General features: G+C 61.2%; 26 protein-coding genes. All 26 read left to right on the forward strand.

Translation table 11 applies throughout. The features are described 5' to 3' along the window. The first annotated feature begins 1 nt into the window (after position 1). Complete coding sequence (fliH, locus tag AC3ITY_RS07720) at positions 2-799, forward strand: flagellar assembly protein FliH (RefSeq protein ID WP_489308334.1); 798 nt, start codon at positions 2-4, stop codon at positions 797-799. Further along, positions 789-2,147 (forward strand): flagellar protein export ATPase FliI, encoded by a 1,359-nt coding sequence (fliI, locus tag AC3ITY_RS07725; protein WP_489308335.1) that lies wholly within the window; start codon positions 789-791, stop codon positions 2,145-2,147. The genes fliH and fliI overlap by 11 nt, the downstream gene beginning before the upstream one ends. Positions 2,148-2,153: 6 nt before the next feature. Further along, positions 2,154-2,603: a flagellar export protein FliJ gene (gene fliJ, locus AC3ITY_RS07730; RefSeq protein ID WP_150753430.1), complete on the forward strand. Its 450-nt coding sequence runs from the start codon at positions 2,154-2,156 to the stop codon at positions 2,601-2,603. An 89-nt stretch (positions 2,604-2,692) separates the two neighbouring features. Next, complete coding sequence (locus tag AC3ITY_RS07735; RefSeq protein WP_489308336.1) at positions 2,693-2,992, forward strand: STAS domain-containing protein; 300 nt, start codon at positions 2,693-2,695, stop codon at positions 2,990-2,992. 5 nt (positions 2,993-2,997) lie between these two features. Further along, positions 2,998-4,704, forward strand: a complete 1,707-nt coding sequence (locus tag AC3ITY_RS07740) for a SpoIIE family protein phosphatase (RefSeq protein WP_489308337.1) — start codon at positions 2,998-3,000, stop codon at positions 4,702-4,704. A gap of 30 nt (positions 4,705-4,734) precedes the next feature. After that, positions 4,735-5,085 carry an Hpt domain-containing protein gene (locus AC3ITY_RS07745; protein ID WP_489308338.1) on the forward strand — a complete coding sequence of 117 codons (351 nt, stop codon included), beginning with the start codon at positions 4,735-4,737 and terminating at the stop codon, positions 5,083-5,085. 100 nt (positions 5,086-5,185) lie between these two features. After that, positions 5,186-6,544, forward strand: a complete 1,359-nt coding sequence (locus AC3ITY_RS07750; RefSeq protein WP_489308339.1) for a flagellar hook-length control protein FliK — start codon at positions 5,186-5,188, stop codon at positions 6,542-6,544. A gap of 195 nt (positions 6,545-6,739) precedes the next feature. Further along, positions 6,740-7,246 (forward strand): flagellar basal body-associated protein FliL, encoded by a 507-nt coding sequence (fliL, locus tag AC3ITY_RS07755; RefSeq protein ID WP_489308340.1) that lies wholly within the window; start codon positions 6,740-6,742, stop codon positions 7,244-7,246. A 9-nt stretch (positions 7,247-7,255) separates the two neighbouring features. Continuing rightward, positions 7,256-8,224, forward strand: a complete 969-nt coding sequence (gene fliM, locus AC3ITY_RS07760; RefSeq protein ID WP_057398369.1) for a flagellar motor switch protein FliM — start codon at positions 7,256-7,258, stop codon at positions 8,222-8,224. A 66-nt stretch (positions 8,225-8,290) separates the two neighbouring features. Further along, a complete protein-coding gene (gene fliN, locus AC3ITY_RS07765; RefSeq protein WP_489308341.1) occupies positions 8,291-8,737 on the forward strand; it encodes a flagellar motor switch protein FliN in 447 nt (148 codons plus the stop codon). Between the two features lie 30 nt (positions 8,738-8,767). Further along, a complete protein-coding gene (gene fliO / locus AC3ITY_RS07770; RefSeq protein WP_477799524.1) occupies positions 8,768-9,181 on the forward strand; it encodes a flagellar biosynthetic protein FliO in 414 nt (137 codons plus the stop codon). Then, positions 9,181-9,939, forward strand: a complete 759-nt coding sequence (fliP, locus tag AC3ITY_RS07775; RefSeq protein ID WP_489308342.1) for a flagellar type III secretion system pore protein FliP — start codon at positions 9,181-9,183, stop codon at positions 9,937-9,939. Before fliO ends, fliP begins: the two co-directional genes overlap by 1 nt. Continuing rightward, positions 9,936-10,205, forward strand: a complete 270-nt coding sequence (gene fliQ / locus AC3ITY_RS07780) for a flagellar biosynthesis protein FliQ (protein ID WP_007983364.1) — start codon at positions 9,936-9,938, stop codon at positions 10,203-10,205. The genes fliP and fliQ overlap by 4 nt, the downstream gene beginning before the upstream one ends. Before the next feature lie 3 nt (positions 10,206-10,208). Beyond that, positions 10,209-10,991 carry a flagellar biosynthetic protein FliR gene (gene fliR, locus AC3ITY_RS07785; protein WP_150724473.1) on the forward strand — a complete coding sequence of 261 codons (783 nt, stop codon included), beginning with the start codon at positions 10,209-10,211 and terminating at the stop codon, positions 10,989-10,991. A gap of 3 nt (positions 10,992-10,994) precedes the next feature. Continuing rightward, positions 10,995-12,134 (forward strand): flagellar biosynthesis protein FlhB, encoded by a 1,140-nt coding sequence (flhB, locus tag AC3ITY_RS07790; protein ID WP_489308343.1) that lies wholly within the window; start codon positions 10,995-10,997, stop codon positions 12,132-12,134. Between the two features lie 235 nt (positions 12,135-12,369). Further along, positions 12,370-14,499, forward strand: coding sequence for a flagellar biosynthesis protein FlhA (gene flhA / locus AC3ITY_RS07795; RefSeq protein WP_477752423.1), 2,130 nt, complete (start codon positions 12,370-12,372; stop codon positions 14,497-14,499). Positions 14,500-14,510: 11 nt separating this feature from the next. Then, positions 14,511-15,839: a flagellar biosynthesis GTPase FlhF gene (gene flhF / locus AC3ITY_RS07800; RefSeq protein ID WP_489308344.1), complete on the forward strand. Its 1,329-nt coding sequence runs from the start codon at positions 14,511-14,513 to the stop codon at positions 15,837-15,839. Between the two features lie 116 nt (positions 15,840-15,955). Next, positions 15,956-16,786, forward strand: a complete 831-nt coding sequence (fleN, locus tag AC3ITY_RS07805; protein WP_008001746.1) for a flagellar synthesis regulator FleN — start codon at positions 15,956-15,958, stop codon at positions 16,784-16,786. After that, complete coding sequence (gene fliA / locus AC3ITY_RS07810) at positions 16,783-17,523, forward strand: RNA polymerase sigma factor FliA (protein WP_223460028.1); 741 nt, start codon at positions 16,783-16,785, stop codon at positions 17,521-17,523. Before fleN ends, fliA begins: the two co-directional genes overlap by 4 nt. Before the next feature lie 168 nt (positions 17,524-17,691). After that, a complete protein-coding gene (locus AC3ITY_RS07815) occupies positions 17,692-18,063 on the forward strand; it encodes a chemotaxis response regulator CheY (protein ID WP_003183998.1) in 372 nt (123 codons plus the stop codon). A gap of 21 nt (positions 18,064-18,084) precedes the next feature. Further along, positions 18,085-18,873 (forward strand): protein phosphatase CheZ, encoded by a 789-nt coding sequence (locus AC3ITY_RS07820; protein ID WP_223460026.1) that lies wholly within the window; start codon positions 18,085-18,087, stop codon positions 18,871-18,873. Positions 18,874-18,899: 26 nt separating this feature from the next. After that, positions 18,900-21,158, forward strand: coding sequence for a chemotaxis protein CheA (locus AC3ITY_RS07825; protein WP_489308345.1), 2,259 nt, complete (start codon positions 18,900-18,902; stop codon positions 21,156-21,158). A 48-nt stretch (positions 21,159-21,206) separates the two neighbouring features. Next, complete coding sequence (locus AC3ITY_RS07830) at positions 21,207-22,337, forward strand: protein-glutamate methylesterase/protein-glutamine glutaminase (RefSeq protein WP_489308346.1); 1,131 nt, start codon at positions 21,207-21,209, stop codon at positions 22,335-22,337. Next, positions 22,337-23,077 (forward strand): flagellar motor protein, encoded by a 741-nt coding sequence (locus tag AC3ITY_RS07835; RefSeq protein WP_150724481.1) that lies wholly within the window; start codon positions 22,337-22,339, stop codon positions 23,075-23,077. The genes AC3ITY_RS07830 and AC3ITY_RS07835 overlap by 1 nt, the downstream gene beginning before the upstream one ends. A gap of 12 nt (positions 23,078-23,089) precedes the next feature. Beyond that, on the forward strand, positions 23,090-23,980 hold the full coding sequence (motD, locus tag AC3ITY_RS07840) for a flagellar motor protein MotD (protein WP_085716991.1): 891 nt from the start codon (positions 23,090-23,092) through the stop codon (positions 23,978-23,980). A 43-nt stretch (positions 23,981-24,023) separates the two neighbouring features. Next, positions 24,024-24,812, forward strand: coding sequence for a ParA family protein (locus tag AC3ITY_RS07845; protein WP_046037687.1), 789 nt, complete (start codon positions 24,024-24,026; stop codon positions 24,810-24,812). Positions 24,813-24,927: the final 115 nt, after the last annotated feature.

The following is a 24,927-nucleotide window of genomic DNA, read 5'->3' on the forward strand; positions in this document are numbered from 1 at the left end:
CATGGCCAAGCATGATGAAGCGCCTACTGACCTGATCCGGGCCAGGGATGTCAGTGGCTTCGATACCTGGGCGCTGCCCAGTTTCGACCCGCCGGAACCCGAGCCGGAACCTGAGCCTGAACCCGAGCCACCGGAAATGGAGGAAGTGCCGCTGGAGGAAGTCCAGCCACTGACCCTCGAAGAGCTCGAAAGCATTCGCCAGGAAGCCTACAACGAAGGTTTCGCGGTGGGTGAGAAAGAGGGTTTCCACAGCACCACGCTTAAGGTCCGCCAGGAAGCCGAACAGGCATTGGCGCCGAAGCTTGCCGGCCTGGAGCAACTGATGACCCATCTGTTCGAGCCCATCGCCGAGCAGGACACCCAGATCGAAAAGTCCCTGGTCGACCTGGTGCAGCACATCACCAGACAGGTGATCCAGCGCGAACTGGCCATCGACTCGACGCAGATCGAACACGTCATGCGCGAAGCCCTCAAACTCTTGCCGTTGGGCGTGGGCAATGTGCGGCTGTACATCAATCCGCAGGATTTCGCACAGGTCAAAGCCCTGCGCGAACGCCATGAAGAAACCTGGCGCATCGTCGAGGACGAATCGTTATTGCCTGGCGGTTGCCGGGTCGAGACAGAACACAGCCGCATCGACGCCACGGTGGAAACCCGCATCGCGCAGGTGATGGACAAGCTGTTCGATCAGTTGCACGAGCAAACCTTGCACCCGGCTGCGCCGGACTTGAGCCTGGAACTGCCGATCGACAGCAAACCTGCGACCGCGCCAGAAGCGGATGCACCTGATGCGCCTTGAACGCACCAGCTTCGCCAAGCGCCTGGGCAGTTATGCCGAGGCGACTGAATTGGCTGGCGCGCCGATCCTTGAGGGTCGCTTGCTGCGCATGGTCGGCCTGACCCTCGAAGCCGAAGGTCTGCGCGCAGCCATGGGCAGTCGCTGCATGGTGATCAACGACGACAGCTATCACCCGGTGCAGGTCGAAGCCGAAGTGATGGGCTTCTCCGGCGGCAAAGTCTTTCTGATGCCGGTCGGCAGCGTCGCCGGTATTGCGCCTGGCGCCCGCGTTGTTCCCTTGTCCGATACCGGGCGTTTGCCGATGGGCATGAGCATGCTCGGGCGGGTGCTGGATGGCGCCGGCCGTGCGCTGGACGGCAAGGGCGGGATGAAGGCCGAAGACTGGGTGCCAATGGATGGTCCGACCATCAACCCGCTCAAGCGCGAACCGATCAGCGAGCCGCTGGACGTGGGCATCCGTTGCATCAACGGCATGCTGACGGTCGGTCGCGGCCAGCGCCTCGGGCTGTTCGCCGGTACCGGCGTCGGTAAGTCCGTGCTGTTGGGCATGATGACGCGCTTCACCGAGGCCGACATCATCGTCGTCGGGCTGATCGGTGAACGGGGTCGTGAAGTTAAAGAGTTCATCGAGCACATCCTCGGTGAAGAAGGGCTCAAGCGTTCAGTGGTGGTGGCGTCCCCGGCGGACGATGCGCCGCTGATGCGCCTGCGCGCTGCGATGTATTGCACGCGCATCGCCGAGTATTTCCGCGACAAGGGCAAGAACGTCCTGTTGCTCATGGATTCGCTGACCCGTTTCGCCCAGGCCCAGCGGGAAATCGCCCTGGCCATCGGCGAGCCGCCGGCGACCAAGGGCTATCCGCCGTCGGTATTCGCCAAATTGCCGAAACTGGTGGAGCGCGCCGGCAACGCGGAGAAGGGCGGTGGTTCGATCACCGCGTTCTACACCGTGCTGTCCGAAGGCGATGACCAGCAAGACCCGATTGCCGACTCGGCGCGGGGCGTGCTCGACGGGCACATCGTGCTGTCCCGGCGCCTGGCCGAGGAAGGGCATTACCCGGCCATCGATATCGAGGCATCCATCAGCCGGGTGATGCCGGCGGTGGTGTCGCCGGAACACATGGCCCGTGCGCAATATTTCAAGCAATTGTGGTCGCGCTATCAGCAGAGCCGCGACCTGATCAGCGTCGGTGCCTATGTCGCCGGCGGTGACCGGGAGACCGATCTGGCGATTTCCCTGCAGCCGCAATTGGTCAAATACCTGCGTCAGGGCCTCAACGACAGCATCAGCCTGGGCGAAAGCGAGGCGTATCTCGCCTCGATCTTCGCGCCCGCGGCAGGCGGTTAAGCGGTCATGGCCCTGAGTCGGGCAGGAAGGCTGGCGCCAGTGGTGGAAATGGCTGAAAAGGCCGAGAAAACCGCGGTCCAGCGTCTGGGGCACTTTCAAGGGCAGGTTCGCCTGGCACAAAGCAAACTTGCCGACCTCGAAGCCTTTCGTCTCGACTACCAGGAACAATGGATCGTACGCGGCAGCGGCGGCGTCTCGGGCCAATGGTTGCTGGGTTATCAGGGCTTTCTCGCGCAGCTGGGCACGGCCATCGACCAGCAGCGGCAAAGCCTGGCCTGGCATCAAAACAACCTGAACAAGGCCCGGGACACCTGGCAGCAGGCGTTTGCCCGGGTCGAAGGTTTGCGCAAGCTGGTTCAGCGCTATGCCGATGAGGCGCGGGCGCTTGAAGACCGGCGCGAACAGAAACTGCTGGATGAATTGTCCCAGCGCTTGCCGCGCGAGAACCCGTATTGAGCGCGCTTTCGAAAAACAGGCTGGCTTGCCCCCATCCACAGCAGGTGCTAAACCTTCTAAACGTTCTCCAAAGACAAGGAAGCCATTGAATGTCAGTCGTTACCGAAGTATCCCCTGATGGGCAAAAATTGACGATATCGGTCAAAGGACGATTCGATTTTGCCAAGCATCAGGAATTTCGTCAGTCCTACGAAGATAAACAGCTATCGGCGGTTGTGGTCGACCTGAAAGAGGCCACTTATCTCGACAGCTCGGCCTTGGGCATGCTGCTTTTGCTGCGCGATCACGCCGGTGGCGACGACTCCGATGTGCGCGTCGTCAACAGCAGTACCGACGTGCGCAAAATCTTCGCCATCTCCAACTTCGACAAATTGTTCGACATCAGTTGATTGCCATGCAGCCATTGGAGCCGCTGACGATCCTGATTGCCGAGGACAGCGCCGCCGATCGCCTGCTGCTGTCGAGCATCCTGCGCCGCCTGGGGCACGAAGTGCTGACGGCGGCCAACGGCGCCGAAGCGGTCGACGTGTTTGGCCAGCAACAACCGCACCTGGTGTTGATGGATGCAATGATGCCGGTCATGGACGGCTTCGAGGCGGCCCGGCAGATCAAGGCCCTGGCCGGGGAAACCCTGGTGCCGATCATCTTCCTTACGTCGTTGTCCGAAAGCGAAGCCCTGGCCCGCTGCCTGGAGGTCGGCGGTGACGACTTTCTGGCAAAGCCCTACAACCAGGTGATTCTCGCTGCCAAGATCAAGGCGATGGATCGCTTGCGGCGCTTGCAGGACACCGTGCTGCAACAGCGTGACCAGATCGCCCGGCACCACGACTATCTGCTCAACGAGCAGCGCGTGGCCAAGGCCGTTTTCGACAAGGTGGCGCACTCCGGCTGCCTGAATGCCGCACCGAACATCCGTTATCTGCAATCGCCCTATGCGCTGTTCAATGGCGACCTGTTGCTGGCCGCGTTCACCCCGGCCGGAGACATGCACGTGCTGCTGGGCGACTTCACCGGCCACGGTTTGCCGGCGGCAGTGGGTGCCATGCCCCTGGCCGAAGTCTTCTACGGGATGACCGCCAAAGGCTACGGCCTGGCGGAAACCCTGCGCGAGATGAATGCCAAGCTCAAGCGCATCCTGCCGGTGGACATGTTCTGCTGTGCCACGTTGCTGTGCCTGAGTTTTCAGCGTCGTTCGGTGGAAGTCTGGAACGGCGGCATGCCGGACGGTTACCTGCATCGCGTTGCCAGTGGCGAGCGAACGCCTCTGCCGGCGCGGCACCTGCCGTTGGGGGTGCTGAGCCCGGAATCCTTCGATGAGCGTACCGAGGTGTTTCCCATGGCGCTCGGGGATCGGGTGTTTCTCCTGTCCGATGGGGTGATCGACACTTGCGATGCCAACGATCAGTTGTTTGGCGTGCAGCGATTGCAGCAGGTGTTTGCCGCCAATCGGCAGCCGGATGCGCTGTTCGAAGAGATCGAGCAGGCGCTGCGACAGTTTGGCGGAGAAGCGCGCGACGATGTCAGCATGGTCGAAATCAGCCTGCTGGAGCCGGCGCAGATCACGCCGCCGGCGTTGGTCTACTCCGACAGCGGCCAGTCCTGTCCGCTGGACTGGTCGGTGAGTTTCGAGTTTCGCGCCGCCACGCTCAAGCGTTTCAATCCCTTACCCTATCTATTGCAGTTGCTGCTTGAGGTGCATGGCCTTCGGGCTCAGAGCGGTGCGCTCTACAGTGTGCTGGCGGAGCTCTATTCCAATGCGCTGGAGCATGGCGTGCTGGGGCTGGATTCGAGCCTCAAGCGCGATGCATCGGGGTTTGCGCGGTATTATCAAGAGCGCAATACTCGGCTGGACGAGCTGCAGGACGGCTATGTACGGCTGCATTTGCAGGTGGCGCCAACAGACGACGGCGGTTGCCTGACGATTCACATCGAAGACAGCGGCAAGGGTTTCGATGTCGAGCGGATGATGGCAAGACCCGTGGATGACATCCGCCTGTCGGGACGTGGGGTCAGTCTGATCCGCCAGTTGGGGCGTAATGCCCGCTGGACCGACGATGGTCGAAGTGCACGCGTGGAGTTTATCTGGAAGGCTGCGGCATAATCCGCGCATTCTTGATCAAGGAGTGAGCAAGTGGACGACAAACATGTGGATCGCGGCGTGCTGAGTGCGTTGCAGGAAGTGATGGAAGAGGGTTATCCGGATCTGCTGGATATCTTTCTTGCGGATTCCGAAGAGCGCCTGAGCGTCCTGAGAACGGCTGACAGTGCCGCACTGCTCGTTGAAACCGCCCATAGCTTCAAAGGCAGCTGCAGCAATATGGGCGCAGTCAGGCTGACCGAGCTTTGCCATCAACTTGAGCAGCAGGCCAGAAGTTTGCCATGGGCCGGCGTTCAGGAACTGGTCGGCGAAATCGACCGCGAGTTCGCCGATATCCGGCCTCTGTACGAAGCTGAACGACAGCGTTGCACGGCGAAAATCTGAGCATATGCTTCATTTGGTCTCCTTCGAGTGAAACTGGCTCGACCTTTGCATTTAACTCATCCAACTGTACTTACGAGCCCCGTGCAGCGGAGACTGTTTCATGCCCGTTACCCCCAATATTCTGCTTCAGGCCTCCAGGCAGGCCAAGATTCAAGCGGCCTGCGCCAATCCTCCGGCGCTGACTGCTGAGCCCGGGGACAAGGCCGCAAGCTTCGCTCATGTCTACGCCAGCCAGGCCCAGAGCAAGCCCGATGCGTTGGCGGATGCCTCGGTCAAGCCGAGTCACGAAAAAAACTGCGATGTCGCCGGAAAAAAAGACGCCGGCGACGACAAACCTGCCGCCGAGGAACCGGTGGTTGCCGATGGCGGCAAATCCTTGCCTGCCGACACGTCGGTGCAGGCTGACGACAAGACTGTCGGCGATGAGGCGTCAGTTGCCGACCCGGCTCCAGTCGTCGATGCCGCACCGCTCGATCCGGCGCTTGATCCTTCATTGCAGCCGGTCCTTCCGCCAGTCGTGCCGGCACCGGTAGCACCCGCCGTGGCCGACACCGTGCAACCTGCCGTTGAAGCGCCAGTTGCCGCCGCGGCGACGGCTGCAATCGCTCCAGCGCTGGCCACTACCGACGGCGATTTCGACCCCTCGACCGATCCGCTCGACGCCTTGCCGGCGGTGCGCCTGGCGATGGAGCAGAGCGGTCACGTATCGGCTTCCAGCCAGACACAGCCCAAGGCTGCTCCGACACAGGCGCAAGCCCAGGCCGACGGTGAGCTGACACCGGCGCAAAACTTTGCCGCCGGCATGGCGACCCTGCTGGATGTTCAGGGCGACAAGAGCAGCACCGGTCAGGGCGACGACAAGGCTTTCAGCGGTTTGATCGATGACGGCCTGAAGGATCTCAAGTCCGCCAGCAGCGACACCCGTGTCGATGATTTCGCCAACCGTCTGGCAGCGCTGACCCAGGCGGCCACACCGAAGACAGCCAATGCCTTGCCGGTGAACCAGCCGATTGCCATGCACCAGAGCGGCTGGACCGAAGAGGTGGTGAACCGGGTCATGTACCTGTCCAGCGCCAATCTCAAGGCGGCGGACATCCAATTGCAGCCCGCTGAACTCGGGCGCCTGGACATTCGGGTGAGCATGGTTCCCGATCAACAGACCCAGGTCACGTTCATGAGTGCGCATCCGGGTGTCCGTGAGGCGCTGGATGGCCAGGTCCATCGCTTGCGCGACATGTTCGCGCAACAGGGCATGGGGCAGGTCGATGTCAACGTTTCGGACCAGTCCCGTGGTTCGCAGCAAGGGCAGGAACAAGCCCGGCAAAACCAGAGCGGGCGGACCAATGCCAGCGGCGGTCGCCTCGATTCAATGGACGACGACATTACCCCGAGCGTCGCTGAAGTGGCTGCCAATACCACCCGCGTGATCGGCTCCAGCGCGGTCGATTACTACGCCTGACCAAACGCCCCCCCCCTGTAGGAGCGAGCTTGCTCGCGATGATCGTTAACGATAACGCGTGCTTACTGGCTAAACGCGGCGCTCTTGAATTCTTCGCGAACAATCGAGCGTCGACCGGCTGCTCCTACATGGCATAACACTTGCTCTTGCCTTGCCGTGCGACTGTGAAAACCCGAATAGTGACGGATTATTGGCATGGCGAAGAGCGACGCAGCAGTAGTAAAAGACCCCGCAACCAAAGGCAAACTCAAGCTGATTATCGTGATCGTGGTGGCCCTGCTGCTGGCGATCGGTGTGTCCGTGGGGGCGACCTGGTACTTCATGCACAGCGCTCAGAGCAAGCCTGCTGCCGCCGTGGCAGAAAACGCTCCCGTCGGCAAACAGCCAGCGATTTTCGAGTCGATGGCGCCGGCCTTCGTGGCCAACTTCCTCCAGAACGGTCGCCAGCGCTACATGCAAGTGAGCATCACCATGCTCGCGCGCAACCAGGTGGATCTGGATGCCCTCAAGGTCCACATGCCGGTGATCCGCAATAACCTGGTCATGCTGTTCTCCGGGCAGGACTTCGCGACCCTCGCCTCGCCCGTCGGTCAGGAAATGCTGCGGCAGAAAGCCACCGCCAGTGTCCAGGAAGTGGCGCAGAAAGAGCTCGGCAAAGTGGTGATCGAACAGTTGCTTTTCACTAATTTCGTACTGCAGTAGGAACACGACATGGCCGTGCAGGACCTGCTGTCCCAGGATGAGATCGATGCGCTGTTGCATGGCGTCGACGATGGTCTGGTACAGACCGAAAACGCTGCCGAACCCGGCACCGTCAAAAGCTATGACCTGACCAGCCAGGATCGCATCGTCCGTGGACGCATGCCGACCCTGGAAATGATCAACGAGCGTTTTGCCCGCTATACCCGCATCAGCATGTTCAACATGCTGCGTCGCTCGGCGGACGTGGCGGTCGGCGGCGTGCAGGTGATGAAGTTCGGCGAATACGTGCATTCGCTGTACGTGCCGACCAGTCTCAACCTGGTCAAGATCAAACCTCTGCGCGGCACCGCGCTGTTCATCCTCGACGCCAAACTGGTGTTCAAGCTGGTGGACAACTTCTTCGGCGGCGACGGCCGGCACGCCAAGATCGAGGGGCGTGAATTCACCCCGACCGAACTGCGTGTGGTGCGCATGGTGCTGGAGCAGGCCTTTGTCGACTTGAAGGAAGCCTGGCAGGCGATCATGGAAGTCAACTTCGAGTACATCAACTCGGAAGTGAACCCGGCCATGGCCAACATCGTCGGCCCGAGCGAAGCCATTGTGGTGTCGACCTTCCACATCGAACTCGATGGCGGTGGCGGCGACCTGCACGTGACCATGCCGTACTCGATGATCGAGCCGGTGCGCGAAATGCTCGACGCCGGCTTCCAGTCGGACCTCGATGACCAGGACGAGCGCTGGGTCAACGCCCTGCGCCAGGACGTGCTGGACGTCGACGTGCCGATCGGGGCCACGGTGGCTCGTCGTCAGTTGCGCCTGCGCGACATCCTGCACATGCAGCCGGGGGATGTGATCCCGGTCGAGATGCCGGAAGAAATGATCATGCGCGCCAACGGCGTGCCGGCCTTCAAGGTCAAGATGGGCTCGCACAAGGGCAACCTGGCGTTGCAAGTGATCGAGCCGATCGAGCGCCGTTGACCGGCGCTCGTACCCATTCGCGATTAACCGAATTCTGAATTTTTGCTCGCCGAGGACACTGACAATATGAACACGCAGGACGATCAGGCACTGGCCGATGAATGGGCTGCGGCCCTGGAAGAAACCGGTGATGCCGGGCAGGCTGACATCGACGCTTTGCTGGCCGCCGATTCCGGCAGTTCCGCGTCTAACCGCTTGCCAATGGAAGAGTTCGGCAGCGTGCCGAAAAACCACGACCCGGTCAGCCTCGAAGGCCCGAACCTGGACGTGATCCTCGATATCCCGGTGTCGATTTCCATGGAGGTGGGCAGCACCGATATCAACATCCGCAACCTGCTGCAACTGAACCAGGGTTCGGTGATCGAGCTTGATCGCCTGGCCGGCGAGCCGCTGGACGTGCTGGTCAATGGCACGCTCATCGCCCACGGTGAAGTGGTGGTGGTCAACGAGAAGTTCGGCATCCGCCTGACGGACGTGATCAGCCCAAGCGAACGCATCAAGAAGCTGCGCTGAGTGAAAAAGGTTCTGGGGTTTGTGCTCGCAATGCCGTTCAGCGTGCTGGCGGCCGAGCCGGTTGCCACGGCGACCACCGCCGCTGCGCCGGCGGTGAGCAGTGGCGTGGCTGGGCAACTGACGCAACTGGTGTTCGGCTTGCTGCTGGTGCTGGGGTTGATCTTTCTCCTCGCCTGGTTGTTGCGTCGGGTCCAGCAGGCCGGTCCGGCCGGCAAGGGGCAGGTGATCGAGATTGTCGGATCCCGCGCGCTGGGGCCTCGCGACCGCCTGATGCTGGTGCAGGTCGGCAACGAGCAGATTCTGTTGGGCTTGAGCCCCGGCAACATTGCTGCGCTGCACGTTCTCAAGGAACCGGTGCAAGTGCCGAGTACCGAAAAGCCGACGCCGGAGTTTGCCCAGCGCCTGCTGGAGATGCTGGGTAAAGATCAGAAGGATAAAAAATAATGGGTGCGCTACGCATCGTCTTGATGCTGGCCCTGATGCTGGCCGCGCCGCTGGCATTTGGCGCCGATCCGCTGTCGATCCCGGCCATCACCCTGGGCACCAATGCGCAGGGTGCGCAGGAATACTCGGTCAGCCTGCAAATCCTGCTGATCATGACGGCGCTGAGTTTTATCCCGGCGTTTGTCATGCTGATGACCAGCTTCACCCGGATCATCATCGTGTTCTCGATCCTGCGCCAGGCCCTGGGCCTGCAGCAGACACCGTCGAACCAGATCCTCACCGGCATGGCGCTGTTCCTGACCCTGTTCATCATGGCGCCGGTGTTCGACCGGGTGAACCAGGACGCCTTGCAACCGTACCTGGCAGAAAAGCTGAGCGCCCAGGATGCGGTCGCCAAAGCCCAGGTGCCGATCAAGGACTTCATGCTCGCCCAGACCCGCTCCAGTGATCTGGAGTTGTTCATGCGCCTGTCCAAGCGCACTGACATCGCGACGCCGGATCAGGCGCCGTTGACCATCCTGGTGCCGGCCTTCGTGACCTCCGAGCTGAAAACGGCGTTCCAGATCGGCTTCATGATCTTCATTCCGTTCCTGATCATCGACCTGGTCGTGGCCAGTGTGTTGATGGCCATGGGTATGATGATGCTGTCGCCGCTGATCATTTCCCTGCCGTTCAAGATCATGTTGTTCGTGCTGGTGGATGGCTGGGCGCTGATCATCGGCACGCTGGCCAGCAGCTTCGGTGGTGTCTCGCCATGACGCCAGAAGTCGCGGTCGACATCTTTCGCGAAGCGCTGTGGCTGACCACCATGATGGTGGCGATCCTGGTGATTCCAAGTTTGCTTGTGGGCCTGCTGGTGGCGATGTTCCAGGCCGCCACCCAGATCAACGAACAGACCCTGAGCTTCCTGCCGCGCCTGCTGGTGATGCTGGTGACGCTGATCGTCGGCGGTCCATGGATGGTGCAGACTTTCATGGACTACATCCTGCAGTTGTACGGCAGCATTCCTCAGGTCATCGGCTAAACCATGTCACTGCTAGCGCTGACCGATACGCAGATCAGCACCTGGGTGGCGACGTTCATGCTGCCGCTGTTTCGCGTCGGCTCCTTGCTGATGGTCATGCCGGTGTTTGGCACGACCCTGCTGCCCCGGCGCATACGCCTGTATTTCGCCTTGGCCATTACCGTGGTCATCGCGCCGGGCCTGCCGCCGATGCCGCCGGTCAATCCCCTGGATTTGAGCGGGCTGTTGCTGATTGCCGAGCAAATCCTTATCGGCGCGGTGATGGGTTTTTCCTTACAGCTGTTCTTCCAGGCCTTTGTGGTCGCCGGGCAAATCGTCGCCATCCAGATGGGCATGGGCTTCGCTTCCATGATCGACCCGGCCAACGGTGTGTCGACGGCGGTGATCGGGCAGTTTTTCACCATGCTGGTGACGCTGCTGTTCCTGTCCATGAACGGTCATCTGGTGGTGTTCGAGATCCTCACCGAGAGTTTCACCACGTTGCCGGTCGGTGGTGGCCTGATGGTCAATCACTACTGGGAGCTGGCCGGCAAGCTCGGCTGGGTACTCGGTTCGGCGTTGTTGCTGGTGCTGCCGGCGATCACCGCATTGCTGGTGGTCAACATTGCGTTTGGCGTCATGACCCGGGCGGCGCCGCAACTCAATATTTTCTCGGTCGGCTTCCCGCTGATCCTGGTGCTTGGGCTGTTCATCGTCTGGGTCGGGCTGGCGGACATTCTCAACCAGTATCAACCGCTGGCCACCGAGGCCTTGCAGTTGTTACGCGAAATGGCGCGGGCGAGCTGAGTCATGGCCGAGAGCGAAAGCGGTCAGGACAAAACAGAAGACCCCACGGAGAAGCGCAAGCAGGACTCCCGTGAAAAGGGTGAGGTAGCCCGGTCCAAGGAACTCAACACCCTGGCGATCATGCTGGTCGGTGCCTCGGCGTTGTTGATTTTTGGCGGCGCCATGGCACAGGACATGATGGAGCTGATGCGCATCAACTTCTCGCTGCCGCGGGAAGTGATTCTGGATCAGCGCTCCATGGCCACCTACCTGATGCGCTCGGGGCAAATTGCCCTGTGGTCGATTCAGCCGGTGATGATCACGCTGGTGCTGGCCGCCATCATCGGTCCGATTTCCCTGGGTGGCTGGCTGTTCGCGGCGAGTTCCATGGCGCCCAAATTCAGCCGCTTGAATCCCGGTCCTGGCCTCAAGCGCATGTTCTCGACCAAGTCGCTGATCGAGCTGCTCAAGGCCCTGGCCAAGTTCATCATCATCCTGTTCGTGGCGCTGGCGGTACTGTCGTCGGACATCGATGACCTGCTGCGCATCGCCCATGAGCCCCTGGACATGGCGATCATTCACAGCCTGCAGGTGGTGGGCTGGAGTACCTTGTGGATGGCGTGCGGGCTGATCCTGATCGCTGTGGTGGATGTGCCGGTACAGCTCTGGGAAAGCCACAAGAAACTGCTGATGACCAAGCAGGAAGTGCGTGACGAGCATAAGGACCAGGAGGGGCGGCCGGAGGTCAAGCAGCGGATTCGACAGCTGCAACGCGAGATGTCCCAGCGGCGAATGATGGCCGCCATTCCCGAGGCCGATGTGGTCATCACCAACCCGACGCACTACGCCGTGGCCCTCAAGTACGATCCGGAAAAGGGTAATGCGCCGGTATTGCTGGCCAAGGGTAGCGACTTCCTGGCCCTGAAGATCCGCGAGATCGCGGCGGCCAACGAGATCCTGCTGCTGGAGTCGCCAGCGCTGGCGCGGTCGATCTACTACTCCACCGAACTTGAGCAGGAAATCCCCGGCGGGCTCTACCTGGCGGTCGCGCAGGTGCTGGCTTACGTTTATCAGATTCGACAGTACCGGGCGGGCAAGGGCAAGCGGCCGGATCCGCTCAAGGATGACCTGCCGATTCCGCCGGATTTGCGCCGCGATTCCTGATTTCGATATCGATCAGTGTGGGAGCGAGCCTGCTCGCGATAGCGCCTGCACAGGCACAATTTGTGTCGACTGACACGCCGTCATCGCGAGCAGGCTCGCTCCCACAGGGTTCGCAAAAAACTCTCGGTAACCCCTCTGTTTCTTGCCTCTGCAAAAGTTGGAAAGCTTCTTGCAGTAGCCGTTCTGCGCCTGCTTCGGGCGTCAAAAGTTTGCTTTAAAGGAACGGGGAAAACCGGTGGATCGCTCTCAGTTAATCAACAGTGCCCGCAGCAACATTGCCGACCTCAGTCGGGGCAATCTGGGCGTGCCGCTGTTGTTGCTGGTCATGCTGGCGATGATGATGTTGCCGGTGCCGCCGTTCCTGCTGGACGTGTTCTTCACCTTCAACATTGCCCTGTCCATCGTCGTGCTGCTGGTGTGCGTCTACGCCTTGCGCCCGCTGGATTTCGCGGTGTTCCCGACCATTCTGCTGGTGGCGACCCTGTTGCGCCTGGCGTTGAACGTGGCTTCCACGCGGGTGGTGATGCTCCACGGCCAGGACGGTCATGCCGCCGCCGGCAAGGTGATCCAGGCCTTCGGCGAGGTGGTGATCGGCGGTAACTACGTGGTCGGTATCGTGGTCTTCGCGATCTTGATGATCATCAACTTCGTCGTGGTGACCAAGGGTGCAGGGCGGATTTCCGAGGTGAGCGCGCGTTTCACCCTCGATGCGATGCCCGGCAAGCAAATGGCGATCGACGCCGACCTCAACGCCGGCCTGATCGATCAGGCCCAGGCCAAGGCCCGTCGTTCGGAAGTGGCCCAGGAAGCCGAGTTCTACGGTTCCATGGACGGTGCCAGCAAATTCGTCCGCGGTGACGCCATCGCCGGCCTGCTGATCCTGTTCATCAACCTGATCGGTGGTATGGCAGTCGGTATCTTCCAGCACAACATGAACTTCGCCGACGCCGGCAAGGTGTATGCGCTGTTGACCATCGGTGACGGATTGGTGGCGCAATTGCCATCACTGTTGTTATCGACAGCCGCCGCGATCATGGTGACCCGTGCTTCCGGTTCGGAAGACATGGGCAAGCAAATCAATCGCCAGATGTTCGCCTCGCCCAAGGCGTTGGCGGTGGCGGCAGGCTTGATGGCGGTCATGGGCCTGGTGCCCGGCATGCCGCATTTTTCGTTCCTGAGCATGGCGGCCCTGGCGGCCGGTGGCGCTTACCTGTTCTGGAAAAAGCAGAACGTCGCCAAGGTTCAGGCCCTGCAAGAGGTCAAGCGCCAGCAGGAGTTGCTGCCGTCGCCGGCCCGCGCCCAGGAAACCAAGGAGCTTGGCTGGGATGACGTGACGCCCATCGACATGATCGGCCTGGAAGTGGGTTATCGCCTGATTCCGTTGGTGGACCGCAACCAGGGCGGCCAGTTGCTGGCGCGGATCAAGGGGGTGCGCAAGAAGCTGTCCCAGGATCTGGGCTTCCTGATGCCCACGGTGCATATCCGCGACAACCTCGACCTGGCGCCCAGTGCCTACCGACTGACCCTCATGGGGGTAATCCTGGCCGAAGCAGAGATTTACCCGGATCGCGAGCTGGCGATCAACCCGGGGCAGGTCTACGGCACGCTCAACGGCATTACCGCCAAAGATCCGGCTTTCGGCCTGGAGGCGGTCTGGATCGAAATCAGCCAGCGCGCCCAAGCGCAATCCCTCGGTTATACGGTGGTCGATGCCAGTACAGTAGTGGCCACCCACCTGAACCAGATACTTTACAAGCATTCCAGTGAACTGATCGGTCACGAAGAAGTGCAGCAGCTCATGCAATTGCTGGGCAAAAGCTCGCCGAAACTGGCCGAGGAGCTGGTGCCGGGCGTGGTTTCGCTGTCGCAGCTGCTCAAGGTGCTGCAGGCGCTGTTGGCCGAACAAGTGCCGGTGCGCGACATCCGCAGCATTGCCGAGGCCATCGCCAACAATGCCGCCAAGAGTCAAGATACCGCCGCGCTGGTGGCTGCCGTGCGGGTTGGCGTATCCCGTGCAATCGTCCAAAGCATTGTAGGCACTGAGTCGGAGCTGCCAGTCATCACGCTGGAGCCAAGGTTGGAACAGATATTGCTCAATAGTCTGCAAAAGGCCGGGCAAGGCTCGGAAGAGGGCGTTCTGCTGGAGCCAAGCATGGCTGAGAAGCTGCAACGTTCGTTGATCGACGCGGCGCAGCGCCAGGAGATGCAAGGTCAGCCGGTGATTCTGCTGGTGGCAGGTCCGGTTCGCGCGATGCTCTCGCGATTCGGTCGGCTCGCAGTCCCGGGTTTGCACGTGTTGGCTTACCAGGAAATCCCTGACAACAAGCAAGTGACCATCGTTGCGACAGTAGGGCCCAACGGCTGAGGTAGTGGTTTATGCAAGTTAAGCGTTTTTTCGCCGCCGATATGCGTCAGGCCATGAAGCTGGTTCGCGATGAGCTGGGCGCTGATGCCGCCATCATTGGCAACCGCCGGATCGCAGGAGGTGTCGAACTGACGGCTGCACTGGATTACAAGTTGTCGGCGCTGGCACCGCGGGTTCCGAACATGGAACTCGAAGACGAGCTGCGCAAGACTCAGTCGCGGATCGTCACCGCCCAGGCCGAATTGAGCCTGCGTGGCGACGGCGAGAGCGACAATGCGACCAATCGCCAGTTGTTCGCAGGCTTGCCGCTCACCGCAGCCGAGCCGTTGATCGAGCCAACCTACGCCGAACCCCGTCGCCCCGCACCGGCCGCTGCACCAGCCTCCACTGGCGTGGACCCGCGCGCGTTCGACTCGATGCGTTTCGAGCTCAACAGCCTGCGCGAACTCATGGAAGTACAGCTGGGCTCGCTGGCCTGGAATCAGCTGCAGGGCAGCCGTCCGGACCAGGCCAACCTCTGGCGTCGCCTGCAACGCATCGGCCTGTCCGGCCCGCTGTCGCGCGACCTTTTGGCGATGATCACCGATATCGAAGAGCCTCGTCAGGCCTGGCGCATGTTGCTGGCGCACCTGGCGCGCATGATCGTGACACCGGAAATTGAGCCTCTGGAAGAAGGCGGCGTGATTGCCATGGTCGGCCCGGCCGGCATGGGCAAGACCACCACCCTGGCCAAGCTGGCCGCCCGTTACGTGCTCAAGTACGGCGCGCAGAACATAGCGCTGGTGAGCATGGACAGCTTCCGCATTGGTGCCCAGGAGCAGCTCAAGACCCTGGGGCGCATTCTCAACGTGCCGGTGACCCACGTCGATCCGGGCCAGTCCCTGGTGCAGGCGCTGGAGCCCTTGCTGCGCAAGCGCGTGGTGCTGATCGATACCGCCGGCCTGCAGGCCAGCGACCCGGCCCTGCGCATGCAGCTCGAAAGCCTGGCCGGTCGAGGCATCCGCTCGAAAAATTATCTGGTCCTGGCAACCACCAGCCAGAAACAGGTTCTAACCGCCGCTTATCACAGTTACAAGCGTTGCGGGCTCGCGGGCTGCATCCTGACTAAACTGGATGAAACGGCTAGTCTGGGCGAGGTGCTGAGCTTGGCCATCAGTCATGAGTTACCCGTGGCCTACCTGACCGATGGCCCGCGGATTCCGGATGATCTCCATCTGCCGCGCCGTCATCAGTTGGTCAGTCGCGCCGTCAGCGTGCAAATGCAGGAAGAACCCAGCGAAGAAGCCATGGCTGACATGTTCGCTGATATTTACCACAGCCAAACCAAGCAGGTTGGCTAAGGTAGTAATGAACAGTTTTTGTACCTACATCGATGGTCTGCCATGCATTGTTCCGTTTGTGAACGCGCAGCCAGTAATGTGGCCTCCGTCTATGCAAGACAAGGTAAAGAAATAACATGGGCAGCATGCATCCCGTACAGGTGATCGCGGTGACCGGCGGCAAAGGTGGCGTCGGGAAAACTAATGTGTCAGTGAACTTGTCCCTGGCTCTGGCTGAGCTTGGCCGGCGCGTCATGCTGTTGGACGCCGACCTGGGACTGGCGAACGTCGACGTTCTGCTGGGCCTGACACCCAAACGTACCTTGGCCGACGTGATCGAGGGCCGCTGCGAACTGCGCGATGTACTGCTGCAGGGACCCGGCGGTATCCGTATCGTTCCGGCCGCATCCGGCACTCAGAGCATGGTGCATCTGAGCCCCGCGCAACACGCCGGCCTGATCCAGGCCTTCAGCGATATCGGCGACAACCTCGACGTATTGGTGATCGACACAGCTGCGGGCATTGGTGACTCGGTAGTCAGTTTCGTTCGCGCAGCCCAGGAAGTGCTGCTGGTGGTGTGCGACGAGCCGACCTCGATCACTGACGCCTACGCATTGATCAAACTGCTTAATCGTGACTACGGCATGAACCGCTTCCGCGTCCTGGCCAACATGGCCCAGAGTCCGCAGGAAGGGCGCAACCTGTTCGCCAAGTTGACCAAGGTCACGGATCGCTTCCTCGACGTCGCCCTGCAATACGTCGGCGCGGTGCCCTACGACGAAAGCGTGCGCAAGGCGGTGCAGAAGCAGCGCGCCGTCTACGAGGCCTTCCCGCGTTCCAAGTGCTCGCTGGCATTCAAGGCGATCGCACAGAAGGTCGATACCTGGCCGCTGCCTGCCAACCCGCGCGGGCACCTGGAATTTTTCGTCGAGCGCCTCGTGCAGCAGACAGCAGGACCGGTTCTATGACGGCAAGCGGTTACAACCTCTACAAAACATCGGCGCGTGATGCGCAGTACGAGCTGATCGAGCGTTACGCGCCGCTGGTTAAACGCATTGCCTACCACTTGTTGGCGCGCCTGCCGGCCAGTGTCCAGGTCGAAGACCTGATCCAGGCCGGGATGATCGGCCTGCTTGAAGTGTCGACCAAATATGACGCCAGCAAAGGCGCCAGTTTCGAGACGTACGCGGGCATTCGAATCCGCGGCGCCATGCTCGATGAAGTGCGTAAGGGGGACTGGGCGCCACGTTCGGTTCACCGCAATACACGCATGGTCAGCGACGCCATTCGCTCGATTGAAGCGAAAACCGGTCGTGATGCTAAAGATCACGAAGTTGCGGCCGAACTCCAATTGAGTCTCGACGATTACTACGGGATTTTGAACGACACCCTGGGCAGCCGGCTGTTCAGTTTCGACGATCTGTTGCAGGACGGCGAACACGAAGGGCTGCACGAGGATGGCGCGAGTGCTCATATCGAGCCGTCACGCGACCTGGAAGATGAACGCTTCCAGGCTGCGCTGGCAGATGCGATTGCCAATTTGCCGGAGCGTGAGCGACTGGTGTTGGCGCTGTACTACGACGAAGAGTTGAACCTCAAGGAAATCGGTGAGGTCCTTGGGGTCAGCGAATCTCGGGTCAGCCAGTTACACAGCCAGTGCGCAGCCCGTTTGCGGGGGCGTTTGGGGGAGTGGCGAGCGCGCTGAAGGCAGTGTGGGGGACACTGCGAACGAGGCCGGTGTGGTGTTGAACTGCGCCGGTCGCGATCTGTTGTGCTCCAGACAGTCATCGAGTGCTTTGCCGGATTGATTGAAATGGCGCGTCCAGGTGCTGGGCGCGTTTAAGACTGCTTGGAGGTCGAATTGGACAAGAACATGAAAATCCTCATCGTTGATGACTTCTCAACGATGCGGCGGATCATCAAGAACCTGCTGCGTGACCTTGGGTTCACCAACACCGTCGAGGCCGACGATGGCACTACCGCCATTCCGGTACTCAACAGCGGAAGCATCGACTTTCTGGTAACGGACTGGAACATGCCTGGCATGACCGGTATCGATCTGCTGCGCCACGTGCGTGCCGATGAAAAGCTCAAGCACCTGCCGGTGCTGATGGTGACCGCTGAAGCCAAGCGTGAGCAGATCATCGAAGCGGCCCAGGCCGGCGTTAACGGCTATGTGGTCAAACCCTTCACGGCCCAGGCGTTGAAAGAAAAAATCGAGAAGATTTTCGAACGCATCGGTTGATGAGTGCGCCATGGGGGAGCTATGGGCAATAACGAAACTTCATTGGGCGATTTTGAGTCGACCCTGAAAAAACACGCCGTCGAATTGGTCGCGAGCCTTGAAAAAGGCAAGTTCGGCGACGCGGTGCAATTGATCCATGAGCTCAACCAGACCCGTGACCGCGGCTTGTATCAGGAAGTGGGCAAGCTCACTCGCGAACTGCATAGCGCGATCGTCAATTTCCAGATTGACCCGCACATGCCGCAAGCCGAAGAAGTGTCGCAGATCACCGACGCCACCGAGCGTCTGGGGTATGTGGTCAAGCTGACCGAGGCTGCGGCCAACCGCACCATGGATCTGGTGGAAAGTGCCACGCCGCTGGTCAATGGCCTGGCGGATGAAGCCAAGGTCTTGAGCGCGGACTGGGGGCGCTTCATGCGTCGCGAAGTCGGCGCGCAAGAGTTTCGTGAACTGGCCCGGCGGGTCGACGGGTTCCTGGCGCGCAGCGGCACGGACAATCGCGCGGTGTCGGGCAACCTCAACGACATCCTGCTCGCCCAGGATTACCAGGACCTCACAGGCCAGGTGATCAAGCGTGTGACCCAGTTGGTCACCGAAGTTGAAAGCAACCTGCTCAAGCTCGTGCTGATGGCCAGTCAGGTGGACCGCTTTGCGGGCATCGAACATGACCGCGAAGCGATGCTTGCTGAAAAAGATCCACAAAAACATCTCTCTCAGGGTGAAGGTCCGCAGATTCATGCCGATAAAAGAGAAGACGTTGTGTCCGGTCAGGACGATGTGGACGATTTGCTATCCAGCCTTGGATTTTAGGTAGACCTGTTAGGAGCACCCCCTTAATGAGCTTCGGCGCCGATGAAGAGATCCTTCAGGATTTCCTGGTTGAGGCCGGCGAGATTCTAGAGCAACTGTCCGAGCAACTGGTCGAGCTGGAAAGCCGTCCGGATGATGCGGATCTGCTCAATGCAATTTTTCGCGGTTTTCACACTGTAAAAGGGGGCGCCGGCTTCCTCCAGCTCAACGAGCTGGTGGAGTGCTGCCACATCGCCGAGAACGTGTTCGACATCCTGCGCAAGGGTGAACGTCGCGTCGACTCGGAACTGATGGACGTGGTTCTCGAAGCGCTGGACGCGGTGAACAGCATGTTCAGCGAAGTCCGCGAACGCCGCCCGATCACGGCTGCGACACCTCAATTGCTTGCGGCGCTGGCCCGCCTGGCCGAGCCGCAATCGGCTGACGAGGTGGTATCCGCGCCCGTCGCTGCTGTGGTTCAAACGCCTGTGGCTGAAGCCGAATCGGGCGACATCACCGACAATGAATTCGAACAACTGCTGGACTCGCTGAACGCCGTCAAGGCGCAGGCCGAGGCCCCGGCGGCTGCTCCAGCGCCTGCCAGCAATGCCGCTGCCAGCGACGAAATCACCGATGCCGAGTTCGAGTCGTTGCTCGATCAACTGCATGGTAAAGGCCAGTTCGCCGTTGTCGCAGTGGTCCCTACGCCGGCTGCGCCAGAAGCACCGAAAGCGGCCGGCGACAGCTCCGATATTACTGACGACGAATTCGAAGCACTGCTCGACCAACTGCACGGCAAGGGTAACTTTGCTGTCGATGCGCTCGAGTCGGCCATTGCTTCTGTGCCAGCACCTGCCGCGCCAGCCGCCGCAGCGGTCGGCAGCGATCTGATCACCGATCACGAATTTGAATCGCTGCTCGATGAGTTGCACGGCAAAGGCAGGTTCAGCGAAGTCGGCAAGGCGACGGTCGCCAGCGGATCGAACACGTCCGTTGCCGCGCCGGCCGCGAAGGCTGCGGCGCCGAAACCAGTGACCAAGGCACCCGAACCAAAAGCTGAAACGCCGGCTGCTGCCGCTGCACCTGCTGCTGCGCGTGCCCCGGCCGCGCCACCGGCGGAAAAACCGGCGAGCGAAGCCGAGACCACCGTGCGCGTCGATACCGCGCGTCTCGACGAGATCATGAACATGGTCGGCGAGTTGGTGCTGGTGCGTAACCGCCTGGTCCGCCTCGGCCTCAACAGCGGCGACGAAGCCATGTCCAAGGCTGTGTCGAACCTCGACGTGGTCACCGCCGACCTGCAAACCGCGGTCATGAAGACCCGGATGCAACCGATCAAGAAAGTCTTCGGGCGCTTCCCGCGCCTGGTTCGCGACCTGGCTCGCCAGCTCAAGAAAGAGATCAACCTGGAACTGGTCGGCGAAGAAACCGACCTCGACAAGAACCTCGTCGAGGCCCTGGCCGATCCGCTGGTCCACTTGGTGCGCAACGCGGTCGACCACGGTATCGAGTCACCGGAAGAACGCGAAGCCTCGGGCAAGGCCCGGGGCGGCAAGGTGATTCTTGCAGCCGAGCAGGAAGGCGACCACATCCTGCTGTCGATCTCCGATGACGGCAAAGGCATGGACCCGAACGTCCTGCGATCCATCGCGGTTAAACGCGGTGTGATGGACAAGGATGCGGCGGACCGTTTGAGCGACACCGAATGCTACAACCTGATCTTCGCCCCGGGTTTCTCGACCAAGACCGAGATATCCGACGTATCGGGTCGCGGCGTGGGCATGGACGTGGTGAAAACCAAGATTTCCCAGCTCAACGGTTCGATCAACATCTACTCGGCCAAGGGCCAGGGTTCGAAGATCGTCATCAAGGTCCCGCTGACCCTGGCGATCATGCCGACGCTGATGGTCATGCTCGGCAACCAGGCCTTTGCGTTCCCGCTGGTGAACGTCAACGAGATCTTCCACCTCGACCTGTCGACCACCAACGTCGTGGACGGTCAGGAAGTGGTGATCGTGCGGGACAAGGCACTGCCATTGTTCTATCTCAAACGCTGGCTGGTCAGCTCCGCCGCTCACGAAGAGCAGCGCGAGGGCCATGTGGTGATCCTTTCGGTGGGCACGCAGCGGATCGGCTTTGTCGTCGATCAACTGGTGGGTCAGGAAGAAGTGGTCATCAAGCCATTGGGCAAAATGCTCCAGGGAACGCCGGGCATGTCCGGCGCCACCATCACCGGTGACGGCCGCATTGCGCTGATTCTCGATGTTCCGAGCATGCTCAAGCGTTACGCCACACGGCGTATTTGATTCTGGTGGAGCGGGGCGCCTGGCCTCGCTCCATCTAATGGAGTGTTTATGGCAGTCAAAGTCCTGGTGGTGGACGATTCGGGGTTTTTCCGCCGCCGCGTCTCGGAAATTCTTTCAGCGGATTCGAATATCCAGGTCGTCGGCACGGCGACCAACGGCAAAGAGGCGATCGATCAGGCACTGGCCCTCAAGCCCGACGTGATCACCATGGACTACGAGATGCCGATGATGGACGGCATCACCGCCGTGCGGCACATCATGCAACGCTGCCCGACCCCGGTCCTGATGTTCTCCTCGCTGACCCACGAAGGCGCCCGGGTCACCCTCGATGCGCTGGATGCCGGCGCGGTGGACTTCCTGCCGAAGAATTTCGAAGACATCTCGCGCAACCCCGAGAAGGTCAAGCAACTGCTGTGCGAGAAGATCCTGAGCATTGCGCGCAGCAATCGTCGTGTCAGTGCCTACAGCGCTCCGGCCCCTGTGGCCGCACCCGCTCCAACACCTGCGCCTTCGAGTGTCGGCAGTTACGGCAGCAGCGCGCCCGTGCGTCCGGCACCGGCACCGATCCCTGTGCGTACGCATGCGGCCACCGCGTCGTCGCCCGCGCCGAAACGCAAAGCCTACAAACTGGTGGCCATTGGTACGTCCACCGGCGGCCCGGTTGCCCTGCAGCGGGTGTTGACCCAATTGCCGGCCAACTTCCCGGCCCCGCTCGTGCTGGTTCAACACATGCCGGCCGCCTTCACCAAGGCCTTCGCTGAGCGCCTGGACAAGCTGTGCCGCATCAGCGTCAAGGAAGCTGAGGATGGCGACATCCTGCGTCCGGGCCTGGCGCTGCTGGCGCCGGGTGGCAAGCAGATGATGATCGACGGCCGCGGTGCGGTGAAAATCCTCCCGGGTGACGAGCGCCTGAATTACAAGCCGTGCGTGGACATCACCTTCGGTTCGGCAGCCAAGTCCTACGGCGACAAGGTTCTGGCGGTGGTCCTGACCGGCATGGGCGCCGACGGCCGTGAAGGCGCGCGCCTGCTCAAGCAGGGCGGCAGTTCGATCTGGGCACAGGACGAAGCCAGTTGCGTGATCTACGGCATGCCGATGGCCATCGTCAAAGCCGAGCTCGCCGATGCGGTGTATAGCCTCGACGACATTGGCAAGCACCTGGTCGAGGCCTGTATCTGATGGATGTTCTAAGCCTGATCGGCATCATCATGGCCTTCGTCGCCATCATCGGCGGCAACTACCTCGAAGGCGGTCATCTCGGCGCCCTGGCCAACGGCCCGGCAGCGCTGATCGTGCTCGGCGGCACCATTGGCGCCGCTCTACTGCAATCGCCGATGAGTGCCTTCAAACGCGCCATGCAGATCCTCGCCTGGATCCTGTTTCCGCCCCGTGTCGACCTGGCCGGTGGCATCGATCGCGTGGTGAACTGGAGCCTGACCGCCCGCAAGGAAGGTCTGCTGGGCCTTGAAGGTATCGCCGACGCCGAACCCGACAACTACGCGCGCAAAGGCCTGCAACTGCTGGTTGACGGCGCTGAGCCGGAAGCGATTCGCAGCATTCTGGAAGTGGATTTCTACACCCAGGAAAGCCGCGATGTCGAAGCTTCGAAGGTCTTCGAAAGCATGGGCGGTTACGCGCCGACCATCGGCATCATCGGTGCGGTGATGGGCCTGATTCACGTCATGGGCAACCTGGGCGATCCGTCGCAACTGGGTAACGGCATCGCCGTGGCCTTCGTCGCCACCATCTACGGCGTGGCCAGTGCCAACCTGGTGTTGCTGCCGATTGCCGCCAAACTCAAATCCATCGCGTTGCGCCAGTCGCGTTATCGCGAAATGCTGCTGGAAGGGCTGCTGTCGATCGCTGAAGGTGAAAACCCTCGCTCCATTGAATTGAAGCTTCAGGGTTTCATGGATTAAGGGAATAAGCTCATGGCTCGCCGTCGCCAGCATGAAGAACACGTCAATCACGAACGCTGGCTGGTGTCCTACGCGGACTTCATCACCTTGCTGTTCGCCTTTTTCGTGGTGATGTACTCGATCTCTTCGATCAACGAAGGCAAGTACAAGGTCATTTCCGAAGCGTTGATCGGGGTCTTCACCGATTCCGATCGTTCGCTCAAGCCGATCCCCATCGGCGACGAGAGGCCAAAGACCGTGACTCCGGCCAAGCCGCTGGTCAAGGACAGTGACCAGGTCGATGCCGGTGTCGCCGGCGCCAGCGATCCACTCAAAAGCATCGCCGACGACATCAGTGCGGCGTTCGGTGACCTGATCAGCTCCAACCAGATGACCGTGCGCGGCAATGAGTTGTGGGTCGAGATCGAGCTCAATTCCAGCCTGTTGTTCGGCAGCGGCGACGCCATGCCCAGCGACATCGCGTTCAACATCATCGACAAGGTCGCGGCGATCCTGAAGCCGTTCGACAACCCGATTCATGTCGAAGGTTTCACCGACGATCAACCGATCCGCACCGCGCAGTACCCGACCAACTGGGAGCTGTCTTCGGCCCGCTCGGCCAGCATCGTGCGCATGCTGGCGATGCAAGGGGTGAACCCCGGTCGCCTGGCTTCGGTGGGCTATGGCGAGTTTCAGCCGGTGGCCAACAACGCTACCGCTGAAGGCCGCGCACGCAACCGTCGCGTGGTGCTGGTGGTGTCGCGCAACCTCGATGTTCGCCGCAGCCTGACCGGCACCGGAACCGCCCATGCGCAACCGGATGCCGCATTGAAGCGTGCTGGCACACAAACTGCACCGACCCCGGTCAAGTCGCCGGTACGAGAGAGCGCCGTCAATTCTCCGTCACCCGCATTAACACGTTGAGCTATTTCTCGGTCGATCCATTCGGCCGGGAGGAACAATCCGAATGAGAGTCTGGGCAGTCGCCAATCAAAAGGGTGGTGTCGGTAAAACCACTTCCTCCATCGCTTTAGCCGGTTTACTGGCGGAGGCGGGCAAGCGCGTGGTCGTAGTCGATCTCGACCCCCACGGCTCGATGACCAGTTACTTCGGCTACGATCCCGACGCCCTGGAGCACAGCAGCTACGACCTGTTCCTGCACAAGGGCAGCGTGCCGCAAGGCCTGCCGGGTCAACTGCTGCTGTCGACCAGTGACGAACGCATCTCCCTGTTGCCCTCCAGCACCGCACTGGCCACCCTTGAGCGCCAGTCGCCGGGGCAGAGCGGCTTGGGCCTGGTGATTGCCAAGAGCCTGGCGCAACTGTGGCAGGACTTCGATTACGCCGTGATCGACAGCCCGCCATTGCTCGGCGTGCTGATGGTCAATGCCTTGGCGGCGAGCCAGCAACTGGTGATCCCGGTGCAGACCGAACACCTGGCGGTCAAGGGCCTGGAGCGCATGGTCAACACCCTGGCGATGATCAACCGCTCGCGCAAACAGGCGTTGCCCTTCACCATCGTGCCGACCCTGTTTGACCGACGCACCCAGGCATCCCTCGGAACGTTGCGCGTGCTGCGCGACAAGTTTCCCGAGGAAATCTGGCAGGGCTATATCCCGGTGGACACGCGCCTGCGCGATGCCAGCCGTGCCGGTCTGACGCCTTCGCAATTCGACGGCAAGAGCCGTGGCGTTCTGGCTTATCGCGCGTTGCTCAAGCATCTGCTGGCGGCGCAACTTGTTGCGCAGGTGGCGTGACATGACCCCGATCCCTGTAGGAGCGAGCATGCTCGCGATGGTCGTCAACGATGACGCGGGAAACCTGACACCCCGTGGTGCGCTCAGGTTCATCGCGAGCATGCTCGCTCCTACA

Source organism: Pseudomonas sp. GL_091, from assembly GCF_057837725.1.